Origin of the sequence: Curtobacterium luteum (genome assembly GCF_014646995.1) — a bacterium.
Lineage (GTDB): Bacteria > Actinomycetota > Actinomycetes > Actinomycetales > Microbacteriaceae > Curtobacterium > Curtobacterium luteum.
Genome location: NZ_BMOI01000005.1, coordinates 184,890 through 210,081 on the forward strand (window position 1 = coordinate 184,890; position 25,192 = coordinate 210,081).

General features: G+C 70.9%; 24 protein-coding genes. 15 read left to right on the forward strand and 9 right to left on the reverse strand.

Features of this window, described 5'->3' with window-relative positions; genetic code table 11:
• Positions 1–4 precede the first annotated feature (4 nt).
• Positions 5–1,276 (forward strand): ABC transporter permease, encoded by a 1,272-nt coding sequence (locus IEY20_RS07775; RefSeq protein WP_308424191.1) that lies wholly within the window; start codon positions 5–7, stop codon positions 1,274–1,276.
• 85 nt (positions 1,277–1,361) lie between these two features.
• Positions 1,362–2,378: an ABC transporter permease gene (locus IEY20_RS07780; RefSeq protein WP_022904759.1), complete on the forward strand. Its 1,017-nt coding sequence runs from the start codon at positions 1,362–1,364 to the stop codon at positions 2,376–2,378.
• A gap of 14 nt (positions 2,379–2,392) precedes the next feature.
• Here the strand turns inward: IEY20_RS07780 and IEY20_RS07785 are convergent, their stop codons facing one another.
• Positions 2,393–2,989, reverse strand: a complete 597-nt coding sequence (locus IEY20_RS07785; protein ID WP_175328530.1) for a PH domain-containing protein — start codon at positions 2,987–2,989, stop codon at positions 2,393–2,395.
• 146 nt (positions 2,990–3,135) lie between these two features.
• Between IEY20_RS07785 and IEY20_RS07790 the strand changes: the two genes are divergently transcribed.
• Complete coding sequence (locus tag IEY20_RS07790) at positions 3,136–4,911, forward strand: ABC transporter ATP-binding protein (RefSeq protein ID WP_175328531.1); 1,776 nt, start codon at positions 3,136–3,138, stop codon at positions 4,909–4,911.
• A 230-nt stretch (positions 4,912–5,141) separates the two neighbouring features.
• Here the strand turns inward: IEY20_RS07790 and IEY20_RS07795 are convergent, their stop codons facing one another.
• The 3 genes from IEY20_RS07795 to IEY20_RS07805 form a co-directional block, all read right to left on the reverse strand.
• The gene (locus tag IEY20_RS07795) at positions 5,142–5,681 is read right to left on the reverse strand and encodes a PH domain-containing protein (RefSeq protein WP_148286284.1); all 540 of its coding nucleotides are present in this window, start codon (positions 5,679–5,681) and stop codon (positions 5,142–5,144) included.
• A gap of 203 nt (positions 5,682–5,884) precedes the next feature.
• Complete coding sequence (locus tag IEY20_RS07800; protein WP_031274151.1) at positions 5,885–6,364, reverse strand: peroxiredoxin; 480 nt, start codon at positions 6,362–6,364, stop codon at positions 5,885–5,887.
• Positions 6,365–6,529: 165 nt separating this feature from the next.
• On the reverse strand, positions 6,530–7,279 hold the full coding sequence (locus IEY20_RS07805; RefSeq protein WP_175328532.1) for a CPBP family intramembrane glutamic endopeptidase: 750 nt from the start codon (positions 7,277–7,279) through the stop codon (positions 6,530–6,532).
• Between the two features lie 138 nt (positions 7,280–7,417).
• Between IEY20_RS07805 and typA the strand changes: the two genes are divergently transcribed.
• The 7 genes from typA to IEY20_RS07840 all read left to right on the forward strand — a co-directional run bounded on the left by typA (position 7,418) and on the right by IEY20_RS07840 (position 15,453).
• Positions 7,418–9,340, forward strand: coding sequence for a translational GTPase TypA (gene typA / locus IEY20_RS07810; protein ID WP_175328533.1), 1,923 nt, complete (start codon positions 7,418–7,420; stop codon positions 9,338–9,340).
• 124 nt (positions 9,341–9,464) lie between these two features.
• Positions 9,465–10,658: an amidohydrolase gene (locus tag IEY20_RS07815; protein WP_175328534.1), complete on the forward strand. Its 1,194-nt coding sequence runs from the start codon at positions 9,465–9,467 to the stop codon at positions 10,656–10,658.
• Between the two features lie 70 nt (positions 10,659–10,728).
• Positions 10,729–11,271 carry a hypothetical protein gene (locus tag IEY20_RS07820; RefSeq protein ID WP_175328535.1) on the forward strand — a complete coding sequence of 181 codons (543 nt, stop codon included), beginning with the start codon at positions 10,729–10,731 and terminating at the stop codon, positions 11,269–11,271.
• A gap of 24 nt (positions 11,272–11,295) precedes the next feature.
• Entirely contained in the window at positions 11,296–12,486 is a 1,191-nt protein-coding gene (locus IEY20_RS17465) for a PIG-L family deacetylase (protein ID WP_175328536.1), read from the forward strand.
• A 9-nt stretch (positions 12,487–12,495) separates the two neighbouring features.
• Positions 12,496–12,813, forward strand: coding sequence for a ferredoxin (gene fdxA / locus IEY20_RS07830; protein ID WP_071292706.1), 318 nt, complete (start codon positions 12,496–12,498; stop codon positions 12,811–12,813).
• Between the two features lie 14 nt (positions 12,814–12,827).
• Positions 12,828–13,955 carry a succinyldiaminopimelate transaminase gene (dapC, locus tag IEY20_RS07835; protein WP_188889034.1) on the forward strand — a complete coding sequence of 376 codons (1,128 nt, stop codon included), beginning with the start codon at positions 12,828–12,830 and terminating at the stop codon, positions 13,953–13,955.
• Positions 13,956–14,154: 199 nt separating this feature from the next.
• The gene (locus IEY20_RS07840; RefSeq protein ID WP_022905038.1) at positions 14,155–15,453 is read left to right on the forward strand and encodes a citrate synthase; all 1,299 of its coding nucleotides are present in this window, start codon (positions 14,155–14,157) and stop codon (positions 15,451–15,453) included.
• 290 nt (positions 15,454–15,743) lie between these two features.
• Here the strand turns inward: IEY20_RS07840 and dapD are convergent, their stop codons facing one another.
• A complete protein-coding gene (gene dapD / locus IEY20_RS07845) occupies positions 15,744–16,709 on the reverse strand; it encodes a 2,3,4,5-tetrahydropyridine-2,6-dicarboxylate N-succinyltransferase (RefSeq protein WP_175328538.1) in 966 nt (321 codons plus the stop codon).
• A gap of 210 nt (positions 16,710–16,919) precedes the next feature.
• Between dapD and dapE the strand changes: the two genes are divergently transcribed.
• Entirely contained in the window at positions 16,920–18,002 is a 1,083-nt protein-coding gene (gene dapE, locus IEY20_RS07850) for a succinyl-diaminopimelate desuccinylase (protein WP_175328539.1), read from the forward strand.
• A complete protein-coding gene (locus tag IEY20_RS07855) occupies positions 17,987–19,243 on the forward strand; it encodes a hypothetical protein (protein ID WP_175328540.1) in 1,257 nt (418 codons plus the stop codon). Before dapE ends, IEY20_RS07855 begins: the two co-directional genes overlap by 16 nt.
• A gap of 104 nt (positions 19,244–19,347) precedes the next feature.
• Here IEY20_RS07855 and IEY20_RS07860 read toward each other — a convergent pair whose 3' ends face one another.
• Positions 19,348–20,496, reverse strand: a complete 1,149-nt coding sequence (locus IEY20_RS07860) for an AI-2E family transporter (protein WP_042726901.1) — start codon at positions 20,494–20,496, stop codon at positions 19,348–19,350.
• 127 nt (positions 20,497–20,623) lie between these two features.
• Between IEY20_RS07860 and IEY20_RS07865 the strand changes: the two genes are divergently transcribed.
• Together IEY20_RS07865 and IEY20_RS07870 are read left to right on the forward strand one after the other, a co-directional pair.
• On the forward strand, positions 20,624–20,794 hold the full coding sequence (locus IEY20_RS07865) for a DUF3117 domain-containing protein (protein ID WP_022905043.1): 171 nt from the start codon (positions 20,624–20,626) through the stop codon (positions 20,792–20,794).
• 98 nt (positions 20,795–20,892) lie between these two features.
• Positions 20,893–21,633, forward strand: coding sequence for an AAA family ATPase (locus IEY20_RS07870; protein ID WP_229727943.1), 741 nt, complete (start codon positions 20,893–20,895; stop codon positions 21,631–21,633).
• A 37-nt stretch (positions 21,634–21,670) separates the two neighbouring features.
• Here IEY20_RS07870 and IEY20_RS07875 read toward each other — a convergent pair whose 3' ends face one another.
• On the reverse strand, positions 21,671–22,303 hold the full coding sequence (locus IEY20_RS07875) for an O-methyltransferase (protein ID WP_175328541.1): 633 nt from the start codon (positions 22,301–22,303) through the stop codon (positions 21,671–21,673).
• Between the two features lie 64 nt (positions 22,304–22,367).
• Between IEY20_RS07875 and IEY20_RS07880 the strand changes: the two genes are divergently transcribed.
• Positions 22,368–22,736 (forward strand): twin-arginine translocase TatA/TatE family subunit, encoded by a 369-nt coding sequence (locus IEY20_RS07880; RefSeq protein ID WP_022905046.1) that lies wholly within the window; start codon positions 22,368–22,370, stop codon positions 22,734–22,736.
• A 94-nt stretch (positions 22,737–22,830) separates the two neighbouring features.
• Here the strand turns inward: IEY20_RS07880 and IEY20_RS17365 are convergent, their stop codons facing one another.
• The gene (locus IEY20_RS17365; RefSeq protein WP_204620476.1) at positions 22,831–24,153 is read right to left on the reverse strand and encodes a carbohydrate-binding protein; all 1,323 of its coding nucleotides are present in this window, start codon (positions 24,151–24,153) and stop codon (positions 22,831–22,833) included.
• A 146-nt stretch (positions 24,154–24,299) separates the two neighbouring features.
• The gene (locus tag IEY20_RS07890) at positions 24,300–25,148 is read right to left on the reverse strand and encodes a class I SAM-dependent methyltransferase (protein ID WP_175328542.1); all 849 of its coding nucleotides are present in this window, start codon (positions 25,146–25,148) and stop codon (positions 24,300–24,302) included.
• Positions 25,149–25,192 lie beyond the last annotated feature (44 nt).

Consider the following 25,192-nt stretch of genomic DNA (forward strand, 5'->3'; position numbering starts at 1 on the left):
CGGCGTGACGTTCCAGAACCAGCCGGTCGCCCAGCTGCTCCCGCAGGCCGTCGGTTCGACGATCCAGCTGGTGACGTTCTCGTTCGTCCTGGCGATCATCTTCGGCATCGGTCTCGGCGTCGTGACCGCGCTGCGCGTCTACTCGGGCTTCGACTACTCGATCACCCTGGTCAGCTTCTTCCTCTACTCGCTGCCGTCCTTCCTGATGGCCGTGCTCCTGAAGTCGTTCATCGCGCTCGACTACAACAACTTCCTCGTCGACCCGAGGATCCCGCCGGTCAACCTCGTCGTGATCGCCGTCGTCGTCGGTCTCGTCATCCAGTTGATCGTCGGCGGCATCCTGAAGCGTCGCCTGATCGTCTTCGCGGTCAGCGCGGTCGTGACCGCTGGCATGCTCCTGCTCATGCAGGCCACCGGCTGGTTCACCGACCCGTCGCTCGGCCCGGTCTTCGTGATCCTCTTCACCGCCGGCATCGGCCTCGCGATGGTGACGCTCCTCGCCGGTACGAAGAACCGTCGTGCATGGCTCACCGCGGGCATCAACGTGCTCGCCGCGATCATCGCGTACTTCGCGATCCAGGGCCTGCTGAACGTGTCGTCCGTCGGCACGATCGTCATCCTCGCGATCGTCACCGTGCTCGTCGGCCTCGCGTCGGGCTACTTCGTCGGCGGACACGACCGCGGGCTGATGATGCGCATCGGTGCGCTGACGGCGTTCCTCAGCGCCGGGGTCATCCTGCTCGACCGCTTCATGCGCTCGTGGATCGACTACACGCAGAACTACGTGTCGCGTCCGATCGCGACGGTGGGCTCGCAGACCCCCGGCCTGACCGGCGACATCTGGATCACCGGCATCGACACGTACACGCACCTGCTGCTGCCGACGATCTCGCTCCTGCTCATCAGCTTCGCGAGCTACACGCGGTACTCGCGGTCGGGCATGCTCGAGGTCCTCGACCAGGACTACGTCCGCACCGCTCGGGCGAAGGGCCTGCCGGAGCGCACCGTCATCGTGCGCCACGCGCTGCGCAACATGCTCATCCCGATCGCGACGCTCGTGGCGACCGACATCGGCGCGCTGCTCGGTGGCGCGATCATCACGGAGCGCGTCTTCGCGATCTCCGGCATGGGCAGCTTGTTCAACAGCGGTCTGTCGATCACGGACGTGAACCCGGTGATGGGGTACTTCCTCGTCATCGCGATCACCGCGATCGCCTTCAACTTCCTCGCCGACCTGGCCTACTCGGCCCTCGACCCGCGGGTGCGCGTCCGATGACCGCCGCCACGACGACGACCGTCGCCACGACCGCGGTCACGGGACCCACCGACCAGGCGGACCTGCACCTCCAGGAGGACAACCGATGAGCACGATCCAGGGCGGCGCCCCGCTCGAACCCAACATCGGCGACGGCACGGACGTCGGCGAGACCCCCGGCTCGCACGAGAAGCGCGTCGGCGAGAGCCAGGGACGGATCATCCTCCGTCGCTTCCTCGCCAACAAGCTGGCCGTCATCGCACTGATCGTCTACCTGCTCGTGCTGGTGTTCGCCGTGTCAGCGGTCGGCCTCGGCCCGATCCCCGGCTGGTGGCACTACTCGTACAAGGCGCTCGAGGACCTGCAGAACGGCGGCGCGCCGACGGCGGACCACCCGTTCGGGCAGGACCGCATCGGCAAGGACTACTTCGCGCTGACCATGCGCGGCATCCAGAACTCCGTGCTCGTCATGATCGTGATCGGCCTGTTCGCCACGTTCATCGGCGTCGTGATCGGCGCCATCGCGGGCTACTTCCGCGGCACCGTGGACGCCGTCCTCATGCGCATCACCGACATCTTCATCGTCATCCCCGCGATCGTCATCGGCGCCGTGGTCGGCAAGACGGCGAACGGTCTCGGCGCGTGGGGCCTCGCGCTCCTGCTCGGCCTGGTCTCGTGGATGGTCATCGCCCGTCTCGTGCGTGCGGAGTTCCTCTCGCTCCGCGAGCGCGAGTTCGTCGAGGCGGCCCGGGTCGCCGGCGCGTCGGACGCCCGGATCATCTTCCGGCACATCCTCCCGAACGCCATCGGCGTCATCATCGTCTCCGCGACGCTGCTCATCGCCTCGGCGATCCTGCTCGAGACGGCGCTGAGCTACCTCGGCTACGGCATCAAGGCGCCGGACTCGTCGCTGGGTCTGCTCATCAGCCAGAACCAGTCCGCGTTCCAGACCCGCCCGTACCTGTTCTGGTGGCCCGCGACCTTCATCGTGCTGCTCGCGCTCTGCGTGAACTTCATCGGTGACGGCCTGCGCGACGCCTTCGACCCGCGCTCCAAGCGGTTCAGCCTCCGCAAGACGCGCGAGCCGCAGAACACCTCCGGCTCGGAGATGATCAGCGCGTGACGTCCGCCGCCCTCCTAGCGCGCCGCGATCGCGAACCAGCCGCCGACGGCGGTCGCCGCGAGCAGCACGATCGACGCCCAGTGCAGTGTGACCGGCACGCGCACGGCGTCGGCCGTGCCGAGCTCGATGGCGCCGCGTTCGCGCAGCTGGTCCCAGCGGTGGCGGACGAGGTAGGCGGCGTCGCCCGACGCGGTGGACAGCAGGTCCCCGGCCCGGCGTCCGCCGTCGCCGGTGTCCGGGACGCTGCGGCCGTGTCGCTGCTCCTGACGCCTCGCGAGTGCCACTCCGGCACGACCGGGCGCCGGGGCGGCCCAGACCGACACGCGCCGGCTCGGGGTGACCAGGCTCAGGGCGAAGCGCGTGTCGACGTGCACGAGCGCCGCCCAGGGCACGCGCACGGTGTGGAACACGTTGACGACCTCGACGCCGTCGTCGTCGACCGTCATGCGCGGACGCCAGAGCGCGACCCAGCCGAGCGCGACGCCGAACAGCGTCGGCACGACCGCCAATGCCCGGGCCGTCCAGGTCCGGTCGGTCAGGACGGTCGTGACGAACAGCAGGGCCACGATCAGCCAGAGCGCGACCGCGAGTCCGCGGTTGGACCTGGACACGAACACATCGCGCGTCGACGGGGAGGCAGGCATGCCTCCATCGTCGCAGGTCCGGGCCGTGCGGCCCGACGCCTGTCGCCCCGTCGTCGCCTCACCAACACCACCCACGCGGCCGCCACGAGCGGTCGGGAAAGGACCGGACGTCGTTGAGCACGCCCGCCTCCGCGGCCACCACCCCGGCCGCCACCAGCACCCCCGTCGTCAAGGTCTCCGGACTCGACGTCGACTTCGCGGTCGACGACGTCTGGACCCCCGCGGTCAAGCACCTCTCGTACGAGATCCACTCCGGTGAGGTCCTCGCGCTCGTGGGCGAGTCCGGCTCGGGCAAGTCCGTGAGCTCGATGTCGATCCTCGGCCTCCTGCCCCGCAACGCCCGCGTGAACGGCTCGATCGAGTTCAACGGCAAGGAGCTCCTCGGGCTCCGGTCGGCGCAGCTCCGGGAGTACCGCGGCAAGGAGATCGCGGTGATCTTCCAGGAGCCGATGACGGCCCTGAACCCGGTCTTCACCGTCGGGTCCCAGATCGTCGAGACGCTCCGCATCCACTACGGCATCTCGCCGAACGAGGCCAAGGACCGCGCCATCGAGCTGCTCACGCTCGTGGAGATGCCGGACCCGCAGAAGGCGTTCAACTCGTACCCGCACCAGCTCTCGGGCGGTCAGCGGCAGCGCGCGATGATCGCGCAGTCGATCTCCTGCGACCCGAAGCTCCTCATCGCGGACGAGCCGACCACCGCCCTCGACGTCACCGTCCAGGCGGAGATCCTCGACCTCATCCGCGACCTCGCCGGCAAGCTCGGCAGCGCGGTCCTCCTGATCACGCACGACATGGGCGTCGTCGCCGACCTCGCGGACCGCATCGTCGTCATGCAGCAGGGCGTGGCGGTCGAGACCGGCACGGTCCGCGACGTCTTCGCGGCGCCGCAGGACGAGTACACGCGCACGCTGCTCGACGCCGTGCCTCGCCTCGGTCAGGCCGGCGACACCGTGATCGACCTCACCGAGACCCTCGAGTCGGTGGTCGAGAGCGACGCACCCGTGCACGTGGGGGAGACCCTCACCCACACGGACGTCGTGCAGACGCTCGGGCCGGCGGTGCTCGAGTTCTCGAACGTCGTGATCGAGTACCCGGGCCGCGGCCGCGTCAAGGCGTTCCGGGCCATCGACGGCGTCGACCTGTCCGTGCACGAGGGTGAGGTCGTCGGCCTCGTGGGCGAGTCCGGTTCCGGCAAGTCCACGCTCGGACGTGCCGCGATCGGCCTGCTGCCGATCACGTCGGGCGGGCTCGAGGTCACCGGCATCGACCTCTCGAAGCCGACCCGATCGCTCGTCCGCCAGGTGCACCAGAACGCCGGCATCGTCTTCCAGGACCCGTCGTCGTCGCTGAACCCGCGCATGACGATCGGACAGTCGATCGGGGAGCCGCTGCTCCTCGGCAAGGGGATGAAGGGACGCGAGCTCGAGCGGGAGGTCGAGTCGCTGCTCGAGGCGGTCCGGCTCCCCACGTCGTACTCGACGCGCTTCCCGCACGAGCTCTCCGGCGGCCAGAAGCAGCGCATCGGCATCGCCCGCGCGCTCGCCCTCCGGCCGAAGCTGCTCATCGCGGACGAGCCGACCTCGGCGCTCGACGTCTCGGTGCAGGCGACGGTGCTCGAGCTGCTCAAGGACCTGCAGCGCGAGTTCCGGTTCGCGTGCCTCTTCGTCACGCACGACCTCGCGGTCATCGACGTGCTGGCCGACCGCATCGCGGTGCTCCACCACGGCCACCTGGCCGAGGTCGGCACGCGTGACCAGATCCTCCGCGACCCGCAGGATCCGTACACGCAGCGCCTCATCGCCGCCGTGCCGCTGCCGGACCCCGACGTCCAGCGCGAGCGTCGCGAGCTGCGGCGGCAGATCCTCGCCGCCGGCTCGGACGAGTAGGCCTGCAGGGCGACACGACCGACCGCGCCCCTCGACACCCTCCGGTGTCGAGGGGCGCGGTCCGTCCGGGCCCCGGCACCGGTCGCACTCGGTGCGTGCCGGGTCGGCCTGGAGGCACGGTGTGCGCCCGCCTCGCCGGGCCCGCCCGGCTCGGGGACGCGCCGAGCGCTGCGTCGCCGCGAGCGCTGCGTGGCCGCGAGCGCTGCGTGGCCGCGAGCGCTGCGCGACCGCTAGAGCTGCGCGGCCGCCATCGCCCCGACGAACCCGAGCACGACCAGCGCGAGGACGGACCAGCCGTGCGCCCGGTGCACGATCGGCGCAGCGGTGACGCTCGCCGGGGGCGGGCCGTCCTGCTCGGCGACCGCGGGGACCATCGCGCGCACCTCGTCGGCCGCAGCCTCGACGCTGAGCCGGACCGTGCCTCCAGGCCGGAGGGAACCGAGCCGGGCCGTCGGCCGCGTCGCGATCCAGGTGCGGCGCACGCCCTCGCTCGAGACGACCTCGAGCCCGTACTTGGTCCGGACGTCGGTGACGCGCCGCCAGGCGTAGGTGCTCTCGCGACGGACGTCGACGATGCGGAGCGCCTCATGGGTGAGCACGATGCGCGGGCGCCAGAGCACGGCCCAAGCGAAGAACATGATGAAGAGGCTCGGGAGGGGCGCCAGCCAGGGGGAGCCGTCGCCGACGACCGCGAGGGGGACGAGCGCGACGGACACGGCCCACAGCGCGACGGCGAGGACGCGCATCCCGGGCGCGACGATGATGGTCACGCACACAGCGTAGGAGAGTGTTCCGAGAGCGCCTCCCCGGAGACATCCGGGGAGCGGGTGTGACACACCGGCGCGTATCTCCGGATGACCCGATTCTCCGGGGAGGCAAGTCCAACGTGGACCTCTCGTTGCGCCAATCGTCCCCGCACCCCCGTTCGGGTGTCAATACCCCAAGCTGGGAGATTCCGGAGACCGACACGCCGTCAGCCGACGAGTTGCTCGATCTGCTCGCGGATGACCTGCGCCTTCGGGAAGCGCAGGCCGACCATGCCGACGTGCCGCCAGCGCACGATCCCGTCGGGTCCGATGACGAACACCGAGCGCCGGAGGCCGATGCCCGGTGCACGGACCCCGTAGGATCGGACGACCGCGCCGGACGGGTCACTCAGGAGCGGGAAGGTCAGCGACGAGCCCCGCGCGAAGGACTCGTGGGAGTCGAGCGCCTGGGGGCTGATCCCCCACACGACGGCGCCGAGTTCGTCGAAGTCGTCGAGCTCCTCCTGGTAGCTGCACAGCTGTGCGCTGCACACGGGGGTCGCGTCGCCCGGGTAGAAGGCGAGCACGACGGTGCGGCCGATCTGCGCGGACAGGTCGTAGACGCCGTCGGTCCGACTGCCGTCGCGCACGACGGTGCCGGCCAGGCTGAAGACCGGCGCTGGTTCGCCGACCTCGGGGATGCTCATGTGCTCACGGTACGGCCGTGGATCGGCGACCTGGCCGCGGATCGCTGTGGATCCGCTGTGTGCGCCCAGAAGTGGGGTGCACGTGGTCGGTGAGGACGCTGACGCTCGAACGGGGGAGTCCGCGCCCGGGAACGGTTCCGAGGACGAGCGTCGACGGTCCGGTCGTCAGCGGAAGAGCTGCGGGAACGCCGCTGCCACCCACGGGTAGCCGACGAACACCACTGCGTCGAGCAGGCAGTGTGTGATGACGAGGGGGAGGAGCCGACCCCACTTCGTGTAGATCCACCCGAACACGATGCCCATGACGGCGTTCCCGACGAACGCGCCGAAGCCCTGGTAGAGGTGGTAGCTGCCGCGCAGCACCGCGGTGGACAGGATGACCTGCCACCGCCCCCAGCCGAGCCCGCCGAGCCGTTCGTAGAGGTACCCGATGACGATGACCTCCTCCTGCAGGCCCGACCGCACCGCCGAGAGCAGCAGGACCGGGATCGTCCACCAGTACGAGTCGAGTGCCGCCGGGTCGACGTTCACCGTGAAGCCGAGTGCGCGTCCGGTGAAGTAGAGCGCGAGCCCGGGGATGCCGATGCACAGCGCGATGAGGGCCGCGCCGCCGAGGTCCGGCCGCACCCGGAACCGGTCGATGCCGAGCCGGCCCAGGTGCGGGCGGGTCGTGCTCCACAGGAGGTAGCAGACGAGCGCCACCGGGGCGAGGTCGACCGCGATGCCGACGAGCTGTCGGGCGAGGTCGACGTACTGGACGGTCGTTGTCGACTGGTTGAGGGCCGTGGACTGCTGTCCGAGGGGTGTGGTCTGCGACAGGTCGTCGATGATCTGCAGGATCGAGTACAGCGCGCTGCCGCCGAGCGACAGCAGCAGGACGATCGTGATCTCGGTCCACGTTCGCCGTCGGCTCATGGTCTGTACTCCTGCTGGTTGCGAACTACCGGTAGACTGGCGTGTCGGGCGTTCTGCCCACCTCCGGGCAGTGCCACCACGGCGCACGCGCCGCCGTCGGCCGCCCGATCTTCTTCCGAACACCAAAGGATGTTCTGTATGGCGCTCGCCACCCGGTCCGACCTGCGCAACGTCGCCATCGTGGCACACGTCGACCACGGCAAGACCACCCTCGTCGACGCGATGCTCACGCAGACCAACTCGTTCGACGCCCACTTCGAGGGCGAAGACCGGATGATGGACTCGAACGACCTCGAGCGCGAGAAGGGCATCACCATCCTCGCGAAGAACACCTCGGTGCTCTACAACGGGAAGCACGCCGAGGAGTTCAACCCGGGCGGCCGCATCACGATCAACGTGATCGACACCCCCGGCCACGCCGACTTCGGTGGTGAGGTCGAGCGCGGCCTCTCCATGGTCGACGGCGTCGTGCTGCTCGTCGACGCGTCCGAGGGCCCGCTGCCCCAGACCCGCTTCGTGCTGCGCAAGGCCCTCGCCGCGAAGCTCCCGGTGATCCTGCTCGTCAACAAGACGGACCGCCCGGACTCCCGCATCGACGAGGTCGTCTCCGAGTCGCAGGACCTCCTGCTCGGCCTGGCCTCCGACCTGTCGGACGAGGTCGACGACCTCGACCTCGACGCCATCCTCGACGTCCCGGTGGTCTACGCCTCCGGTCGCGCCGGTGCCGCGTCGCGCACCAAGCCCGCCGACGGCAGCCTGCCGGACAACGAGGACCTCGAGCCGCTGTTCGAGGCGATCCTCCAGCACGTGCCGGCCCCGACGTACGACGACGAGCACCCGCTCCAGGCACACGTCACGAACCTCGACGCCTCGCCGTTCCTCGGCCGCCTCGCGCTGCTGCGCATCTTCCACGGCACGATGAAGAAGGGGCAGACGGTCGCGTGGGTCAAGCACGACGGCTCCGTCCAGAACGCCCGCATCACCGAGCTGCTCATCACGAAGGCCCTCGACCGCTACCCGGCCGAGTCCGCGGGCCCCGGTGACATCGTCGCCGTCGCCGGCTTCGAGGACATCACCATCGGCGAGACGCTGACCGACCCCGAGGACGTCCGCCCGCTGCCGACCATCACGGTCGACGACCCGGCGATCTCGATGACGATCGGCACGAACACCAGCCCGCTCGTCGGCAAGGTCAAGGGCCACAAGCTCACCGCGCGCATGGTGAAGGACCGCCTCGACCGCGAGCTCGTCGGCAACGTCTCGCTCAAGGTCCAGGACATCGGCCGCCCGGATGCGTGGGAGGTCCAGGGCCGCGGTGAGCTGGCGCTCGCCATCCTCGTCGAGCAGATGCGTCGTGAGGGCTACGAGCTCACGGTCGGCAAGCCGCAGGTCGTCACCAAGCGCGACGAGAACGGCAAGCTCCTCGAGCCGTACGAGCACATGACGATCGACACGCCGGAAGAGCACCTCGGTGCCATCACCCAGCTCATGGCCGCCCGCAAGGGCCGCATGGAGAACATGGTGAACCACGGCACCGGGTGGATCCGCATGGAGTTCATCGTGCCGTCGCGCGGCCTCATCGGCTTCCGCACCTCGTTCCTCACCGAGACCCGCGGCACCGGCATCGCGAACGCGATCTCGCACGGCTACGGCGAGTGGGCCGGCCCGATCCAGACCCGTATCAACGGCTCCATCGTGTCCGACCGTTCCGGTGTCGTCACGCCGTTCGCCATCACGAACCTCCAGGAGCGGATGACGTTCTTCGTCAACCCGACGGAGGAGGTCTACGAGGGCATGGTCATCGGCGAGAACTCGCGCGCCGACGACATGGACGTGAACATCACGAAGGAGAAGAAGCTGACGAACATGCGTTCGTCGACGGCCGACACCTTCGAGTCCATGACCCCGTCGCGGCAGCTGTCGCTCGAGGAGTGCCTCGAGTTCGCCCGCGAGGACGAGTGCGTCGAGGTCACGCCGGACGCCGTCCGCATCCGCAAGGTCGAGCTGGACGCGCAGGCCCGCCAGCGCGCGTACGCCCGCCTCAAGCGCCAGGATGCGTAGGCACGTCGCGTAGGAGCGTCGCGTCAGCATCAGCCTGGAGGCCCGTCCTCCGTCCGTCGGCCCGGTCACCTCGTCGAGGTGGCCGGGCCGTCGGCGTCCCACGGCTCGGTTGTACGGTGGACGGGTGACGTTCGATCTGCTTGCCATCTACCAGGACCTGCACGCACACCCGGAGCTCGGCTTCCAGGAGACCCGGACGGCGGGGGTGATCGCCGAGCGGCTCGCGGAGCTGTCCGGTGTCGAGGTCACGACGGGCGTCGGCGGCACGGGCGTCGTCGCGGTCCTGACGAACGGCGAGGGACCGACCATCTGGCTCCGCGCCGACATGGACGGGCTGCCCGTGCAGGAGCGCACCGGGCTGCCGTACGCGAGCGAGCACACCGGCCAGGACGAGTCGGGCGCCACCGTGGCGACGATGCACGCCTGCGGCCACGACATCCACGTCACGTGGCTGCTCGGCACGCTCGAACGCCTCGTCGCGACGACCGACGAGTGGCACGGCACGGTCGTCGCGGTGTTCCAGCCGGCGGAGGAGGTCATCTCCGGAGCCCGCGCGATGATCGACGACGGGCTCGTCGAGCGCTTCCCGCAGCCCGACGTCGTCCTCGGTCAGCACTCCGCACCCGCACCGGTCGGCACCGTCGCGGTCGGCTCCGGGCCGGTCATGGCGTCGAGCGACCGGCTGACCGTGACGTTCACCGGCCGCGGGGCGCACGGCTCGGCACCGCAGGCGTCCCTCGACCCGATCGTCACCGCCGCATCCGCGGTGGTGCGGCTGCAGACGGTCGTCGCGCGCGAGGTCGCACCGAGCGACGCCGGCGTCGTCACCGTGGGCTCGTTCCACTCCGGGACCCGCGCCAACATCATCCCGGACCAGGCGGTCATCGAGATCTCGACGCGCGCCCGGAACGAGGAGACCCGCGCCCGGATCATCAGCTCGATCGAGCGGATCGTCCGCGCCGAGAGCGAGGCGGGCGGCCTCCCGGCGCCGACCATCGAGCGCTCGCCGGGAGCGGACGTGCTCGTGAACGACCCGGAGCAGGCGGCGAAGGTCCTCGCGGCCGTCGGTGCCGCGGTGCCGAACGCGATCGACCTCGAGTCCGGCCTCGCCATGGCGTCCGAGGACGTCGGCCAGCTGGCCACCGCTGCGGGCGTGCCGATCGTCTACTGGTTCACCGGCATCACCGACCCGGAGCTGTTCCGCACCGGCCGGGACATCCCGAGCAACCACTCGCCGTTCTACGCACCCCAGGCCGAGACGGCGATCCCGGTCGGCGTCGACGCGGCGGTGGCCGCGGCGCGCGCGTACCTGGCCTGACCGCCGCCGGACGGGAGGTTCACAGCGAACACGCGCCGGGCCTCCCGTCGGACCATCTATGGTGCTGCGCATGCGTACCCCGACCCGCACCCTGATCGCCGCCGTCGCCGCCGGCATCGCCCTCGCCGGGCTGAGCGGCTGCTCGTCCGAGTCCGTCAAGCAGGCCACCGACTTCGGGTCGAGCGTCGCGTCGGGCGTGTCCGAGACCGTCAAGGGCATCGACGGCAAGGCGATCCAGGATGGCATGGCCTCGGTCGCCGGGGGCATCGACGGCGCGCTGGACACGGCGCTCAAGGGAGCGAAGGTGACCTCGGACGGGCAACTCCCGGACGGGTTCCCGACGGCGGACGTCCCGCTCGTCGACGGCACGGTCCTCGGCGGAGGAGCGGGCCCGGACGGCTCCGGCTGGGTCGCCCAGGTCCGGGTCGGGTCGGTCGACGGGTTCCAGGCCGCGGCCGACGCCCTGACCGGTGCCGGGTACACCGAGTCAGTGCAGCGGGCGGACTCGACGAGCGCGTTCGGCCTGTTCCGGAGCGACGGGTACCGCGTCGTCCTGACCGTCGCGAAGACCGACGCCGGGGTCGCCGCGACCTACATCGTGACCCCGCGCTAGGGCGTTCCCGTACGCTGGTCCCCGATGTCCGAGGCCCCCGTCACCCGCCCAGAGCGCGTCCTGTTCGTGCGCGCCCACCCCGACGACGAGACCCTCGTGTCGGGCGGGACGATCGCCACCCTGCTCGAGCTCGGCGCCGAGGTCACCGTCCTCACGGCGACCCGCGGCGAGCGGGGCGCGATGCTCACTCCCGAGCTCGCGCCGCTCGAAGGCGACGGCCCCCGCGTCGCCGCCCACCGCGAGGGCGAGATCGCAGCGGCCCTGGCCGCGCTCGGCTCTCCGGCGCACCTCTGGCTCGGGGGACCGGGAGCGCGCCCGACCGACCTGCCCGAGCGTCGGTACGCCGACTCGGGGATGCAGTGGGGACCGGACGGTCGTGCGACGGCCGCCGACGACGCCCCGGCGGACTCGCTCACGATGGCCGACCTCGGCGAGGTCGTGGACGACGTCCGCGCCGCGATCCGTTCGACGATGGCGGACGCCGTGGTCAGCTACGCGGACGACGGCGGCTACGGGCACCCGGACCACGTGCGGGTGCACCACGCGGCCCGGTACGCCGCGAAGGCCGAGGAGGTCCCGTTCTCGATGATCGTCGACCCGGACTCCGGGCTCGCCGACCTCACCGTCGACGTCGCGCCGGTCCGGGCCAGGGTCCGCGCCGCCCTCGAGCAGTACCGGTCGCAGCTGACGGTCGACCCGGTCGACCCCGCCGACCCGACCGCGCTGTCGTGGGTGATGCCGCACGGTGAGCGGCAGGTCGCCCCGGCGGTCGAGGCCTTCCGACACGACGCGGACCCGGTGCCGCCGACGCCGCAGACCTTCGCGGAGTTCACCCCGCAGGGCAAGGCCACCGCGGTCGTCGTGTCGTTCGTGCTCGGACTCGTCGCGGGAGGCCTCGGCTCCGTCACGCACCAGCAGACCATCGGCACGTTCCCGATCGGGGCGTTCCTGCCGACGCTCGTCGTGGTCGGGCTGCTCGCCGGACTCCGACTGCTGTCCCGGTCGCGGGTGCTCGTCGTGGCGGCCTGGCTCGGCATCGCGATCGCCACGACGTTCCTCCTCCAGCTCGTCCTCGCGAACACCGCGGGCTACGTGTGGATGATCGCGCCGACCGCGGTGGCGTTCGTCGTCCTCGTCTGGCCGGACTTCGGCGACACCCGTCGTCCCACTCGCGGCGACGCCCGGCTGTCCGGACCTGCCCAGGGCCGTGAGTAGACTCGACCCGTGACGTACGTGATCGCTCAGCCCTGTGTGGACGTCAAGGACCGCGCCTGCATCGACGAGTGCCCGGTCGACTGCATCTACGAGGGCGACCGCTCGCTGTACATCCACCCCGACGAATGCGTCGACTGCGGAGCGTGCGAGCCGGTCTGCCCGGTGGAGGCGATCTACTACGAGGACGACCTCCCCGAGGAGTGGGCCGACTACTACAAGGCCAACGTCGAGTTCTTCGAAGAGGTCGGCTCGCCCGGTGGCGCCGCGAAGGTCGGCGTGATCCACAAGGACCACCCGGTCGTCCTGGCCGAGCCCCCGCGCGGCTGACCCCGGTCCCGCACGTGGCGCTCGACCTCCCCGACTTCCCCTGGGACCAGCTCGTCCCGTACAAGCAGCGCGCGGCCGCGCACGAGGGCGGCATCGTCGACCTCAGCGTCGGCTCGCCCGTCGACCCGACGCCCGAACTCGTCCGTCGCGCGCTCGCCGAGGCCACCGACGCGCACGCCTACCCGCAGGTCGCCGGGACGCCCGCCCTGCGCGAAGCCATCGCCGCCTGGTACGGCCGCCGGCAGGGCGTGACGCTGACCGCGGACCAGGTGCTGCCGACCATCGGGTCGAAGGAGTTCATCGCGGGCCTCGCGCTCTGGCTCGGCATCGGCCGCGGCGACACCGTCGTGTTCCCCGAGGCCGCGTACCCGACGTACGAGCTCGGTGCCGCGCTCGTCGGTGCCACTGCGTTCGCCTCCGACGACCCTGCCGCGTGGCCCGCCACGACGAAGCTCGTCTGGCTGAACTCCCCGGGGAACCCCGACGGCCGCGTGCTCTCGGTCGAGCAGCTCCGGGCCGCGGTCGAGCGTGCACGGGAGCTCGGTGCGGTCATCGTCGGCGACGAGTGCTACGCCGAGCTCGGGTGGGAGCCGCCGTACGACGCCGCTCCGACGCCGACCATCCTCGACCCCCGGGTCGTGGGCGACTCGCTCGCGGGTGTCCTCAGCGTCTACTCGCTCTCGAAGCAGTCGAACCTCGCCGGGTACCGGGCGGCGTTCGTGGCCGGCGACGCCGACCTGCTCGCGGACGTCCTCGCCGTCCGCAAGCACACCGGCATGATGCCGCCGCTGCCCGTGCAGCAGGCGATGATCGTCGCGCTCGAGGACGAGTCCCACGTGCAGCAGCAGAAGGCGCGCTACCGCACCCGGCGGAACATGCTCCGACGGGCACTCGACGGCGCCGGCTTCCGGATCGACCACAGCGAGGCCGGGCTCTACCTCTGGGTGACGCGGGGCGAACCCGCGCTCGACACCGTCGCCTGGCTGGCCGACCACGGTATCCTCGTCGCTCCCGGCACCTTCTACGGCGCTGCCGGGGCCGAGCACGTCCGGGTGGCGCTCACCGCCACCGACGACCGGATCGCCGCGGCCGCGCAGCGGCTCGCGAGCGGCCGACGTGTGGGCCGGGTGGACGCGGACTGAACGGGGTCCGTCGGGCGGGTGTCGTGCCTCCCGTCCGGCGCGCACCACGTGGTGCGCTGCCAGCGCAATCCGTGGTTCCCACCAATCCCGGAGCACGGGGGTGTGCACGACCGACAGTGCGCGCGATTAGGCTGTCACCGTGACTGACACTGCCAACGACGCTCAGAAGACGGCCACACCGCCCACCACGCCCGTCCCCGTGAGCCCGGCTGCCGAGCAGCAGACCGCGACCGCGACGCTGACGTACCCGGGTGGCTCGGCGGAGTTCCCGATCCTGCCGAGCGTCGACGGTGCGTCCACGGTGGACATCTCGACCTTCAAGAAGCAGACGGGGATGAACACCCTCGACTACGGCTTCGTGAACACCGGCTCGACGAAGAGCGCGATCACGTACATCGACGGCGACCAGGGGATCCTGCGCTACCGCGGCTACCCGATCGACCAGGTGGCGTCGAACTGCACCTTCCTCGAGGTCGCCTGGCTCCTCATCTACGGCGAGTTGCCCACCGCGGCCGAGCTGGAGTCCTTCGACGCGCGGATCCGGCGGCACACGCTGCTGCACGAGGACCTCCGTCGCCTGTTCGACGCCCTCCCGCACTCGGCGCACCCGATGTCGGTCCTCTCCAGCGCGGTGAGCGCCCTGTCGACGTACTACGAGGCCGACATGGAAGTCGACGACCCCGAGAAGGTCGAGCTCCAGACCGTCCGGCTCCTCGCGAAGCTCCCGGTCATCGCCGCCTACGCGCACAAGAAGGCGATCGGCCAGGCGTTCCTCTACCCGGACAACTCGCTGTCGTTCGTCGACAACTTCCTCCGACTGAACTTCGGCACCATGGCCGAGACGTACGTGCCGAACCCGGTGCTGTCGAAGGCGCTCGAGCGGCTGCTCATCCTGCACGAGGACCACGAGCAGAACGCCTCGACCGCGACGGTGCGCCTGGTCGGGTCGACGAAGGCGAACATGTTCGCCTCGATCTCGGCGGGCATCAACGCCCTGTACGGGCCGCTCCACGGCGGTGCGAACGAGGCCGTGCTCGAGATGCTCCAGCAGATCAAGGACTCCGGCGAGCCGGTGTCGCGGTTCGTCGAGCGGGTGAAGAACAAGGAGCGCGGCGTGAAGCTCATGGGCTTCGGGCACCGCGTGTACAAGAACTACGATCCGCGCGCGAAGCTCGTGAAGGAGTCCGCGCACGAGGTGCTCGAGGCGCTCGGCGTGCAGGACGACCTGCTCGACATCGCGATGGAGCTCGAGCAGATCGCGCTCGAGGACGAGTACTTCGTCAGCCGCAAGCTCTACCCGAACGTCGACTTCTACACGGGCATCATCTACAAGGCGATGGGCTTCCCGCCGCGGATGTTCACGGTGCTGTTCGCGATCGGGCGGCTGCCCGGCTGGATCGCGCAGTGGCGGGAGCTGAACAACGACCCGCTGAACAAGATCGGGCGTCCGCAGCAGCTGTACGTGGGGCACCCCGAGCGGGACCTGCCGGCGCGGTAGGCGTCGGGTGCGGTCCGGGGTCCGGGGTCGGTCGCGACACCCCGCTCAAGTCCGCCGAGCGGTCACGATCTGTCGGGTGGCGGCGCCGAGGACGACAGTTCTTGACCGTCCGGCGAACGTGAGCGGGGCGTCGTGACCGCTCGCACCGGCCGGCACAGGCGCACGGGTGCGTGCAGTCCGGCGCGCGGTGGGCGTGTTCACTGACGATCGCGACCGCCACCGCCTGGAGGCCCGGTGCCGGTCGCGTGGACCGGCACCGGGCCTCCGATCGGGTGCGCGTGCGCGTGGCGCTACGCGTGCAGCGCGGTGTTGAGCTGGATGCCCTGCCCCTGGCGCTGCAGGGCCTCGACCGCGCCGGTCACGGAGTTGCGGCGGAACAGGATGTTCGGCGTGCCCGACAGCTCGGCGGCCTTGACGGTCTTCGCCGTTCCGTCCGGGTTCGGGGCGGCACCGACGAGGACGACCTTCGTGCCGGCCGTCACGTAGAGACCGGCCTCGACCACGGAGTCGTCGCCGAGGGAGATGCCGAGCCCCGCGTTCGCCCCGAGGAGTGCCCGCGCGCCGAGGGAGACGCGGTGGGTCCCGCCGCCGGAGAGCGTGCCCATGATGGACGCGCCGCCGCCGATGTCGGTGCCGTCGCCGACGACGACACCCTGCGAGACACGTCCCTCGATCATGGCGTCGCCGAGGGTGCCGGCGTTGAAGTTCACGAAGCCCTCGTGCATGACGGTGGTCCCGGGGGCGAGGTGTGCACCGAGGCGCACGCGGTTGGCGTCGCCGATGCGCACGCGGTCCGGCACGACGTAGTCGACCAGGCGCGGGAACTTGTCGATCGCGTGCACCGCGATCCCGGCCCGCTGGAGCGCCGGACGGAGGCGGGTGAGGTCCGCCGGGGCGACGGGGCCCGCGTTGGTCCACGCGACGATCGGCAGGTGCGCGAACACGCCGTCGAGGTTCACCTCGTTCGGGCGGACGTGCAGGTGGCTGAGCAGGTGCAGGCGGAGGTACGCGTCAGGCGTGCTCGCAGGGGCGGCGTCGATCGTGACCTCGGTCGTGACGGCCTCGATCGTGACGGCGCGGCGCGGGTCGTCGCCGACGTGCGCCTGCAGCTCGGCGGGGAACGCGGCGTCGGCGGGCACCGGGCCGAGGTGCGTCTCGGGGTACCAGGTGTCGAGCGTCGTGCCGTCGGCGGCGATCGTCGCGAGGCCGTGGCCCCAGGCGGTGGTCGGGCGGTCGGTGGCGGTCGTGTCGGTCACGGGACCAAGGGTACCGAGGTGCCGGAGCCGACCACCGTCCGGCTGGACGGCCTGTGGATGACCCGTCGCGGGCCTCCAGGACGGCGCACACGCAGGCGCCCTGTCCCGGTGGGCCGGCCGGGAGGCACGCCCACCTGTGGACGAGCGGCCGACGTTCCACAGGTGGTCGGCTCGGTGGGGGTGGCAAGGGTCGGCCGGTAGGCTGCCCGCATGCCGGAGCCGCTCGACCTCACCGCCTCGTCCATCGACATCACGCGTGCCATCTGCGACATCGAGTCGGTGTCGGGCAACGAAGGCGCCCTCGCCGACGCGATCGAGGCGGCCCTCGCGCCGCTGCCGCACCTCGAGGTCACGCGCGACGGCGACGCGATCGTCGCGCGGACGACCCTCGGCCGCGACCGCCGGGTGGTCATCGCCGGGCACATCGACACCGTGCCGCTCAACGACAACCTGCCGACCGAGTTCCGCACGGCGGAGGACGGCACCGAGATCCTCTGGGGCCGCGGCACCGTCGACATGAAGGCCGGCGTCGCCGTGCAGCTGAAGCTCGCGTACGACCTCGCCGAGCCGACGAACGACGTGACGTGGGTCTTCTACGACCACGAAGAGGTGAGCGACGCGCTGAACGGCCTCGGTCGCCTGGCGCGGACCCGGCCGGAGCTCCTCGCCGGCGACTTCGCCATCCTCGGCGAGCCGTCCGGAGCGCAGATCGAGGGCGGGTGCAACGGCAACCTCCGCGCCGAGGTCCGTGCGTACGGCAAGCGCTCGCACAGTGCCCGGAGCTGGATCGGCGACAACGCGATCCACAAGGCTGCTCCGGTCCTCGCGACGCTCGCGGCGTACGAGCCGCGCACGGTCACGGTCGACGGGCTCGAGTACCGCGAGGGCCTGAACGCCGTGGGCATCACGGGCGGCATCGCCGGCAACGTGATCCCGGACGAGGTCATGGTCCACGTGAACTACCGGTTCGCCCCGTCGCGTAGCGCGGACGAGGCCGTCGCGCACATCCGCGAGCTGTTCGACGGGTACGACGTGCAGATCGTCGACCTCGCCGCCGGCGCCCGCCCCGGGCCGGACGCGCCGCTCGCCCAGGAGTTCGTCGCCGCGGTCGGCGGTCCCGCGCCCCGGCCGAAGTACGGCTGGACCGACGTCGCCCGCTTCTCCGCCCTCGGGGTCCCCGCGGTCAACTACGGCCCGGGCGAGCCGGTCTTCGCGCACCACGACGACGAGCAGGTCCCGCTCGCGCAGATCACCTCGGTCGAGGACGGCCTCCGTCGGTGGCTGACCGCCTGACGACCGGCGGGACGCTCCGCGCACGGTCCCGTTCGGCCGTCCGGTGGCGAGCTCGCTACCGTGCGGTGCCGTGGTGGGCGCGGATCACCGTGGTCTACGTCCTCGCCCGCACCGTCACCACCGTGATGATGCAGGGCTTCGCGGCGGTGCAGTCGGCGAACTCGTTCACGGCCGAGCACCCGTCCTACCTGGCCTTCGCATCGATCTGGGACGGCGCCTGGTACCGCGTCATCGCCACCGGGGGCTACCCCTCCACACTGCCGGTGGACGCAGCCGGGCACGTCACCGAGAACGCGTGGGCCTTCATGCCGGCGTACCCGTTCCTCGTGCGCGGGCTGATGCTCCTCACCGGAGCGTCGTTCGAGGCGGTGGCGGTCACGGTGTCCCTCGTGGCGGGCTGGGGTGCGGCGCTCGTGTTCCGTCGGCTCGTCGGCCGCTTCCTCGATGCGCCGCGTGCGACGTTCGCCACCGTGCTGCTGTGCGTCGCGCCGACCTCGGTCATGTTCCAGGTCGCGTACGCGGAGGCGATGGGCCTGTTCCTCCTGCTGGTGGCGCTGCTCCTCGCGGTCGACCGCCGCTGGTGGACGATGCTCCCCGTGGTGCTGCTGCTCGGCATGACCCGTCCCACCGGCCTGGCGTTCGCGTTCTTCCTCGTGCTGTTCCTCGCGGTCTGGTGGTTCCGACCGGCATGGGTCCGTGAACCCGCCCGACCCACGCTGCGGTCCGCGCTGCCGCCGGCGCTCGTCGCGGTCGTCTCCGGGGCCGTCGGCCTCGCCTGGCCGGCGATCGCGTGGGCGGTGACCGGTGTGCCGAAGGCGTACACCGACACCGAGCTCGCGTGGCGCTCGTCGTACGTCGGGTGGGGCGAACTCGTGCCCTTCTCCCCGTGGGTCGAGGGGTTCGCCTGGTGGCTGGGCTGGCCGGGCGGCTGGGTCGCCGCGCTGGCGATCCCGATCGGACTCGCCGCGGTCGGAGTGCTCCTGTTCGTGCCGGCGGCGCGTCGGGTCGGACTCGAGCTGCGGCTCTGGGCGGTCGCCTACCTGGTCTACCTGCTCGCGGTGTTCTTCCCGCAGTCGAGCACGTGGCGGATCCTGCTGCCCATCGCGCCGCTGCTCGCCGTGGTGGCGCTGCCGCGGTCCAAGACCTACCGGGTGCTGTTGGTCGTCGTCGCGCTCGTGCTGCAGTGGGTGTGGCTGTACGCGAACTGGTGGGTCGACGGCTACGACTGGACGCCGCCGTGATCGGTGCGGCGCAGTCGCACGAGGCTGCTCAGCACGGCTGACCGCGCGGAGCGGCTGCCGCGACGGGAGGCGCTCCCGCCGACGCCGTCCGTCAGCGCCGTCCGCTAGTCCTCGGCCGGTTCGTGCCGCTCGATGCGCTCGATGTCGGACAGCGGCACACCGTCCTCCGGGCGCCACGCGGCCGCGGCGTTCACCATCGCGTTCACCGTGGCGATGAACGGCACGGCGAAGAACGCGCCGACGACTCCGGCGATCGTCGTGCCGGCGGTGACGCCGAGGACGACGCCGAGCGGGTGCACCTTCACGGCGCTGCCGGTCAGGAACGGGTGCAGGACGTGGCTCTCGAGCTGCTGCACGAGGACGATGATGCCGAGCATGATGAGCGCCGGCACCCAGCCGTTGAACACGAGCGCGATCACCACGGCGACGATGCCGGCGACGATCGCGCCGACGACGGGCACGAACGCGCCGAAGAACACGATGACGCCGATCGGGATCGCGAGCGGGATCTGCAGGATGAGCGCGCCGATGACCACGCCGAGCGCGTCGGTGATCGCCACGACGAGCTGCACGCGGATGAAGCTCGTGAGCGTCTTCCATCCGGCGTGACCGGCGACGTCGATGCGGGCGCGGGCACGTCGGGGGAAGATGCGGACGACCCACTGCCAGATGCGTGGCCCGTCGATGAGCACGAACAGCGTCGTGAAGACGATGATGAACAGCCCCTCGAAGACGTGGATCGCGCCGGAGCCCGCGGCGAGGAAGCCCGAGAAGATCGACGAGGCGTGCGACTGCAGGTAGTCGGAGCCGTCCGAGATCCAGCGGTTGACCTGGCTGGCGGTGATGCCGAACGGCTCCGAGGCGAGCAGCGTCTGCAGGGAGGAGATGCTGTTGTGCAGGCGCTTCTCGAGCGACGGCAGATCGTACCGGATCTGCGCGGTGACGATGAGCCCGAGGCCGCCGATCGCGACGAGCACCGAGACCAGGCTGGTGAGGATCGCGGTCCACTTCGGCCAGTGGTGCCGTCGGAGGAACGACGACATCGGGACGAGCAACGCGCAGAGCAGCAGCCCGATGAGGAACGGGACGACGATGTCCTGCAGGAGCACCACGAGGAGGACGACGACGGCGAGGGCCGCGCCGACGACGAGCATGCGCCACGAGAACGCCGCGGCGATGCGCATGCCCGCGGGTACGGAGTCCTCGGCGGTTGCGGATTCGGCTCCGCGGAGCATTGAGCGGATGTTCGGCATCCGCCAAGGTTAGGGAGGAAGGCCGCGAGAACGTCGCGTTTCGCGACCCCCAACCTGGGCGGTTTCGCAGTTGCCCCTCCGATACGGGATAATGGGACGGCATGTACTGCACGAAAGGGGACATCTGATGGCAGCCATGAAGCCGAGGACCGGTGACGGGCCGATGGAGGCTGTTAAGGAGGGTCGACTCATCGTCGTGCGGGTTCCGCTCGAGGGTGGAGGCCGCCTGGTCGTCTCGGTCAACGATGCCGAGGCCAAGGAACTCCACGACGCACTCGCCGAGGTCGTCTCGGCCTAGTCCGTCGAAGCACTGAACGACGGAGCCCGGAGCGCGTACGCTCCGGGCTCCGTCGCGTCCGGACCGGGGCCGTCGGTGGCGCCGGGCAGGATGTCCTCGTGCGCAGGTCCCACATGCCGATCACCCGGGTCGAGGAGTTCAACGACCCGGGTCCGATGCCCCGCGACGTCTGGCCGGCGACGCTGCCGCCCGTCCGGCAGCTGCTCGACGAGGGGCTCGACCTCGACCCCGTGACCGTGTTCGTCGGCGACAACGGCGTCGGCAAGTCGACGATCGTCGAGGCGATCGCGCTGCAGTTCGGGATGGGGCCGGAGGGCGGCGGCACGGGCTCGCGGCACTCCACGAGACCGTCGGAGTCGATGCTGTGCGAGCACATCCGCCTCCGTCGCGACTTCGGTGCTCCCCGGGGCGGGTTCTTCCTCCGCGCCGAGACCATGCACGGGTTCTTCACCCACCTCGAGGAGCACCCGAACCTGAGCCGACCCGAGCCGGTGTTCCACGAGCGCAGCCACGGCGAGTCCTTCCTCGACTTCGTCATCGACCGTGCGCGGTGGCCCGGGCTCTGGATCCTCGACGAGCCGGAGTCGGCGCTGTCGTTCTCCGGGTGCCTGGCCCTGATCGGCCTCCTGCAGTCCATCGTGGAGAGCGGTGTGGGCCAGGTCATCCTCTCGACGCACTCACCGGTGCTGGCCGCGTTCCCCGGCGCGACGATCCACGAGGTGGGGGAGTGGGGGCTCCGCCGCACGGCATGGGAGGACCTGGACCTCGTCCGGCACCAGCGGTCGTTCCTCGAGTCCCCGGAACGCTACCTGCGCCACCTCCGTGACGAGGACGACTGACCCTGACGAGCCCGACGACGTGACCCGAGGAGCCCGACTACGCCGTGAGCTTGGTGAGCTGCAGCAGCCCGTCGCCGGCGGGCGACAGCGCACTCCGGACCGCACCGGAGGTCGACACCTCGGTGAGGAGCAGTCGGAAGTCGGTCGTCGCGCGGTCCCGCTTCACCGGGTCCGCCACGCGTCCCCGCCAGAGCGCGTGCGGCACCAGCACGGTCCCGCCGAGGCGTGCGAGCCGCAGTCCGTGCTCGACGTACTCGATCACGTGCTCCGGGTCGGCGTCGACGAGCACGACGTCGTACGAGGCCTCGTTCATCCGGGGGAGCACCTGGTTCGCCCGCCCGGGGATGAGCCGGATGCGCGCGGGAGCGGTGCCGGCGGCGAGGAACGCGTCCCGGGCCGCCTGCTGGTGGTCGACCTCGACGTCGATCGTGGTCAGGGTCGCCTCGGGTGCGCCGGCGAGCAGGTACAACCCGGAGACGCCGAGCCCGGTGCCGATCTCGATGATGCTCGTCGCCCGCGACGCCGCGGCGATCACGCTGATCTGCGCACCGATGGCAGGGGAGATCGCCTCGGCCCCGAGCTCCAGCGAGTGCTCACGCGCGCGGGCGATCGTCTCGGGTTCGGCGACGATGTCCTCGGCGAACTTCCAGTTCGACTCTTTCTCTGACACGCACACTCCGTTCGGAGGACAACTCTACGGGTGATGCGCGGGGCGGACCGGTTACGCTCGTACCGTGTTCGACGGCTTCGAGAAGTTCCTGGTCATCGGGATCATCGCTGTCCTGATCGTCGGGCCGCAGCGCTTGCCCACGTACGCCGCGAAGCTCGCCGACTTCGTCAAGGCCGTCCGCCGGTTCGCCGACACCGCGAAGGAGCGGATGCGCGACGAGATGGGCCCCGAGTTCGACGATATCGAGTGGCAGAAGCTCGATCCCCGGCAGTACGACCCCCGTCGCATCATCCGTGACGCGCTGCTCGACAGCGGTGGCAGCGTCGCTGCCGTCGAGACGGCGCAGGTCACGGCGTCGAAGGTCCGCGCGACGGCACCCGTGGTGCCGCTCGCGGCCGGCGAGGCGGCCCCCTTCGACAACGAAGCCACCTGACGACGCGGGCCGACGGTCCGGCAGGTGACCGGACGACGGCCTGGAGGCCCGGTGCCAGCCGGCACCGGGCCTCCAGGCCGTCACGTGGTGGCGTCTACTGCAGGTCGGCGAGGAACCGGTCGGTCCACGCGAGTGCCGGTGCGCTCGGGACCGAGCTGCACGTCGCCATCGCCGTCGTCGAGGAGCACGGCGTGTCACGGTCGAGCGACCACACGTGGATGCCGGCCAGGCCGTTCGCCTTCGCGTAGGACGTCAGCGTGTCCACGTCGGCGAGGGTGAAGACCTCGTCCGAGGCGTCGTTCACGCCGAGCATCGGGGTGACCTCGATCTTCGACGGGGCGATGCCGTAGGTGTGCTCGAGGTTCGTGACGGCCTGGATCGCCGACCGTCCCATCGCGCACGTCGATCCGGAGAGGACGCAGTTCGCGGTGGTGGCCCGCCCGAAGTCCATCGTCATGAGGTTGACCGTGTAGTGGGTCAGCGTCGACGCCTTGATGGCCTTGACGACGGCGTCACCGGTGCTGTTCAGGCCGCCGTACGACCCGTCGGACGCAGCGAGGGTCGCGAGCGTGAACGAGAACCGCATGCCCGGGTACTTCGCTTGCGCGAGTGCCGCGGCGTTCACGAGGTTCTGCACGTCGGCGGTCGACTGTCCGCTCTCGATGTCGAAGTCGACGCCGATCATGTGCGAGGTCGCGTACCGGGCGATGAAGGACTGCAGTGCCGTCCCCGAGCACGTGAAGGACCCAGCAGCGCCGCCGGTGCTGACGATGTAGTTCACCCCCGCGGCGTCGAGCTTCGGGATGTTGGCGCTCGCGAACGCATCGGCGGCGACGCCGCCCCAGTTCTCGCTACCGCAGGTGCCCGTCGCGAACGCGAGGGTGATGGCCTTCAGTCCCGGCTCGCGGGTCGACACGAGGCTGTTCGACGATCCGACGACGGGGATGCGCGTCCCGGTGATCGCCGTGTTCATGACGTTCGTGTTCCAGTCGAGGTTCACCGTGACGTCCTTGTACGGGCTGAAGACCAGTCCGCTCGCGGTGCCGCCGCTGCCGCCGGTCCCGGTGCCGCCGCCGGTCCCCGTGCCGCCACCGGTACCCGTCCCGCCACCGGTGCCGGTCCCGCCTCCGGTGCTCGTCCCGCTGCAGGCACCGGTCGAGCTCCACGGGTGCCCGCTCCCGGTCGCTCCCGAGTGCGTCGCCGGATCATCGCCCTGCGTCCACCAGTTCGCGGTGTAGTTGGTGCCGTTCTCGCTCACGGTGGCGCCGCCGGAGTACGCGGTGCCCGCGCTCCACGCGGTCGCGCACGCCGGTGTGGCGGCGGTCGCCGGGGCTGCGACGACGGCGCCGCCCGCGAGCGCTGCCGCCACCACCGCGACGATGCCGATCCTGGTCCTGGTCCTGGTCCTGCTGATCACACGGTTCTCCTGTCCTCGGCCCGGCATCGTCGCCGGGCGGGCTGGAACCCCTGCGGATCCGATTCCGCAGGAGCATTGTGGAATACCCCTGCACAATGCACCTGCGTGGAACGACCTGTCCATGAAAGGACGTACAGGTCTCGGGATCAGTCCTTCGTCGCGACGACGGTGAAGGTGGTCGGGACCCGGTCGCGATCGGAGCCCGGCCAGGCGAACTCGCCGTCACCGGTGTCCTCCATGCGCTGGCTGAACCGCCACGGCAACGTCCGGCCCTCGTCGAGGAGGCGCAGCCGCAGCCCGGCCCCGAGGAGGGCGTCCACGATCTCGGACAGCGGGTGCGGCCACTCGTACGTCCGGGTGTTCGCGACGGTCCCGTCACCCGCGTACGTGCCCGAGTCGTCCCACTGCTGCGCGGTGCCGTCGGCGAAGTACCGGTGACGGGCGACGAGTTCGTCGGCGGCTTCATCGAGGGCGTAGAGCGCCGGGTGTCCGTCACGGATGAAGAACACGCCACCGGGGCGGAGCAGTGCGGCGACCTGCGCGGCCCAACGCTCGAGGTCGTCGAGCCAGCAGATCGTGCCGATGCTCGTGTAGACCACGTCGAAGTCGCCGGGGACCGCCGCTCGTGCGTCCAGGACGTCCGTCTCGACCCAGGTGACGTCGAGTCCGAGTCGGTCGGCGAGGGCACGGGCGGATGCGAGCGCGGCGGGGGAGAAGTCCACGCCGGTCACCCGTGCACCCTCCCGCGCGAGCGACACCGTGTCGGTGCCGATGTGGCACTGGAGGTGGCAGAGGTCGAGCCCGTCGAGCGAGCCGCCGGGCAGCCAGCGCGCCAGGACGGGGAGGTCCGCGCGGACGACTCCCGACCGGTGCGCCGGGTCGTCCAGCGCGTCGATCTCGTAGGCGCCCTCGTGGATCGGGACGCGGTCGTCCCAGTTCGCGCGGTTCGTGTCGCGGGCCTGCTCCCAGTCGACGCTGACGTGATCAGTGCTCATGCCGTCGACCCTACCGAGCGGACCGCTCGACCCCGGTGCGCGCA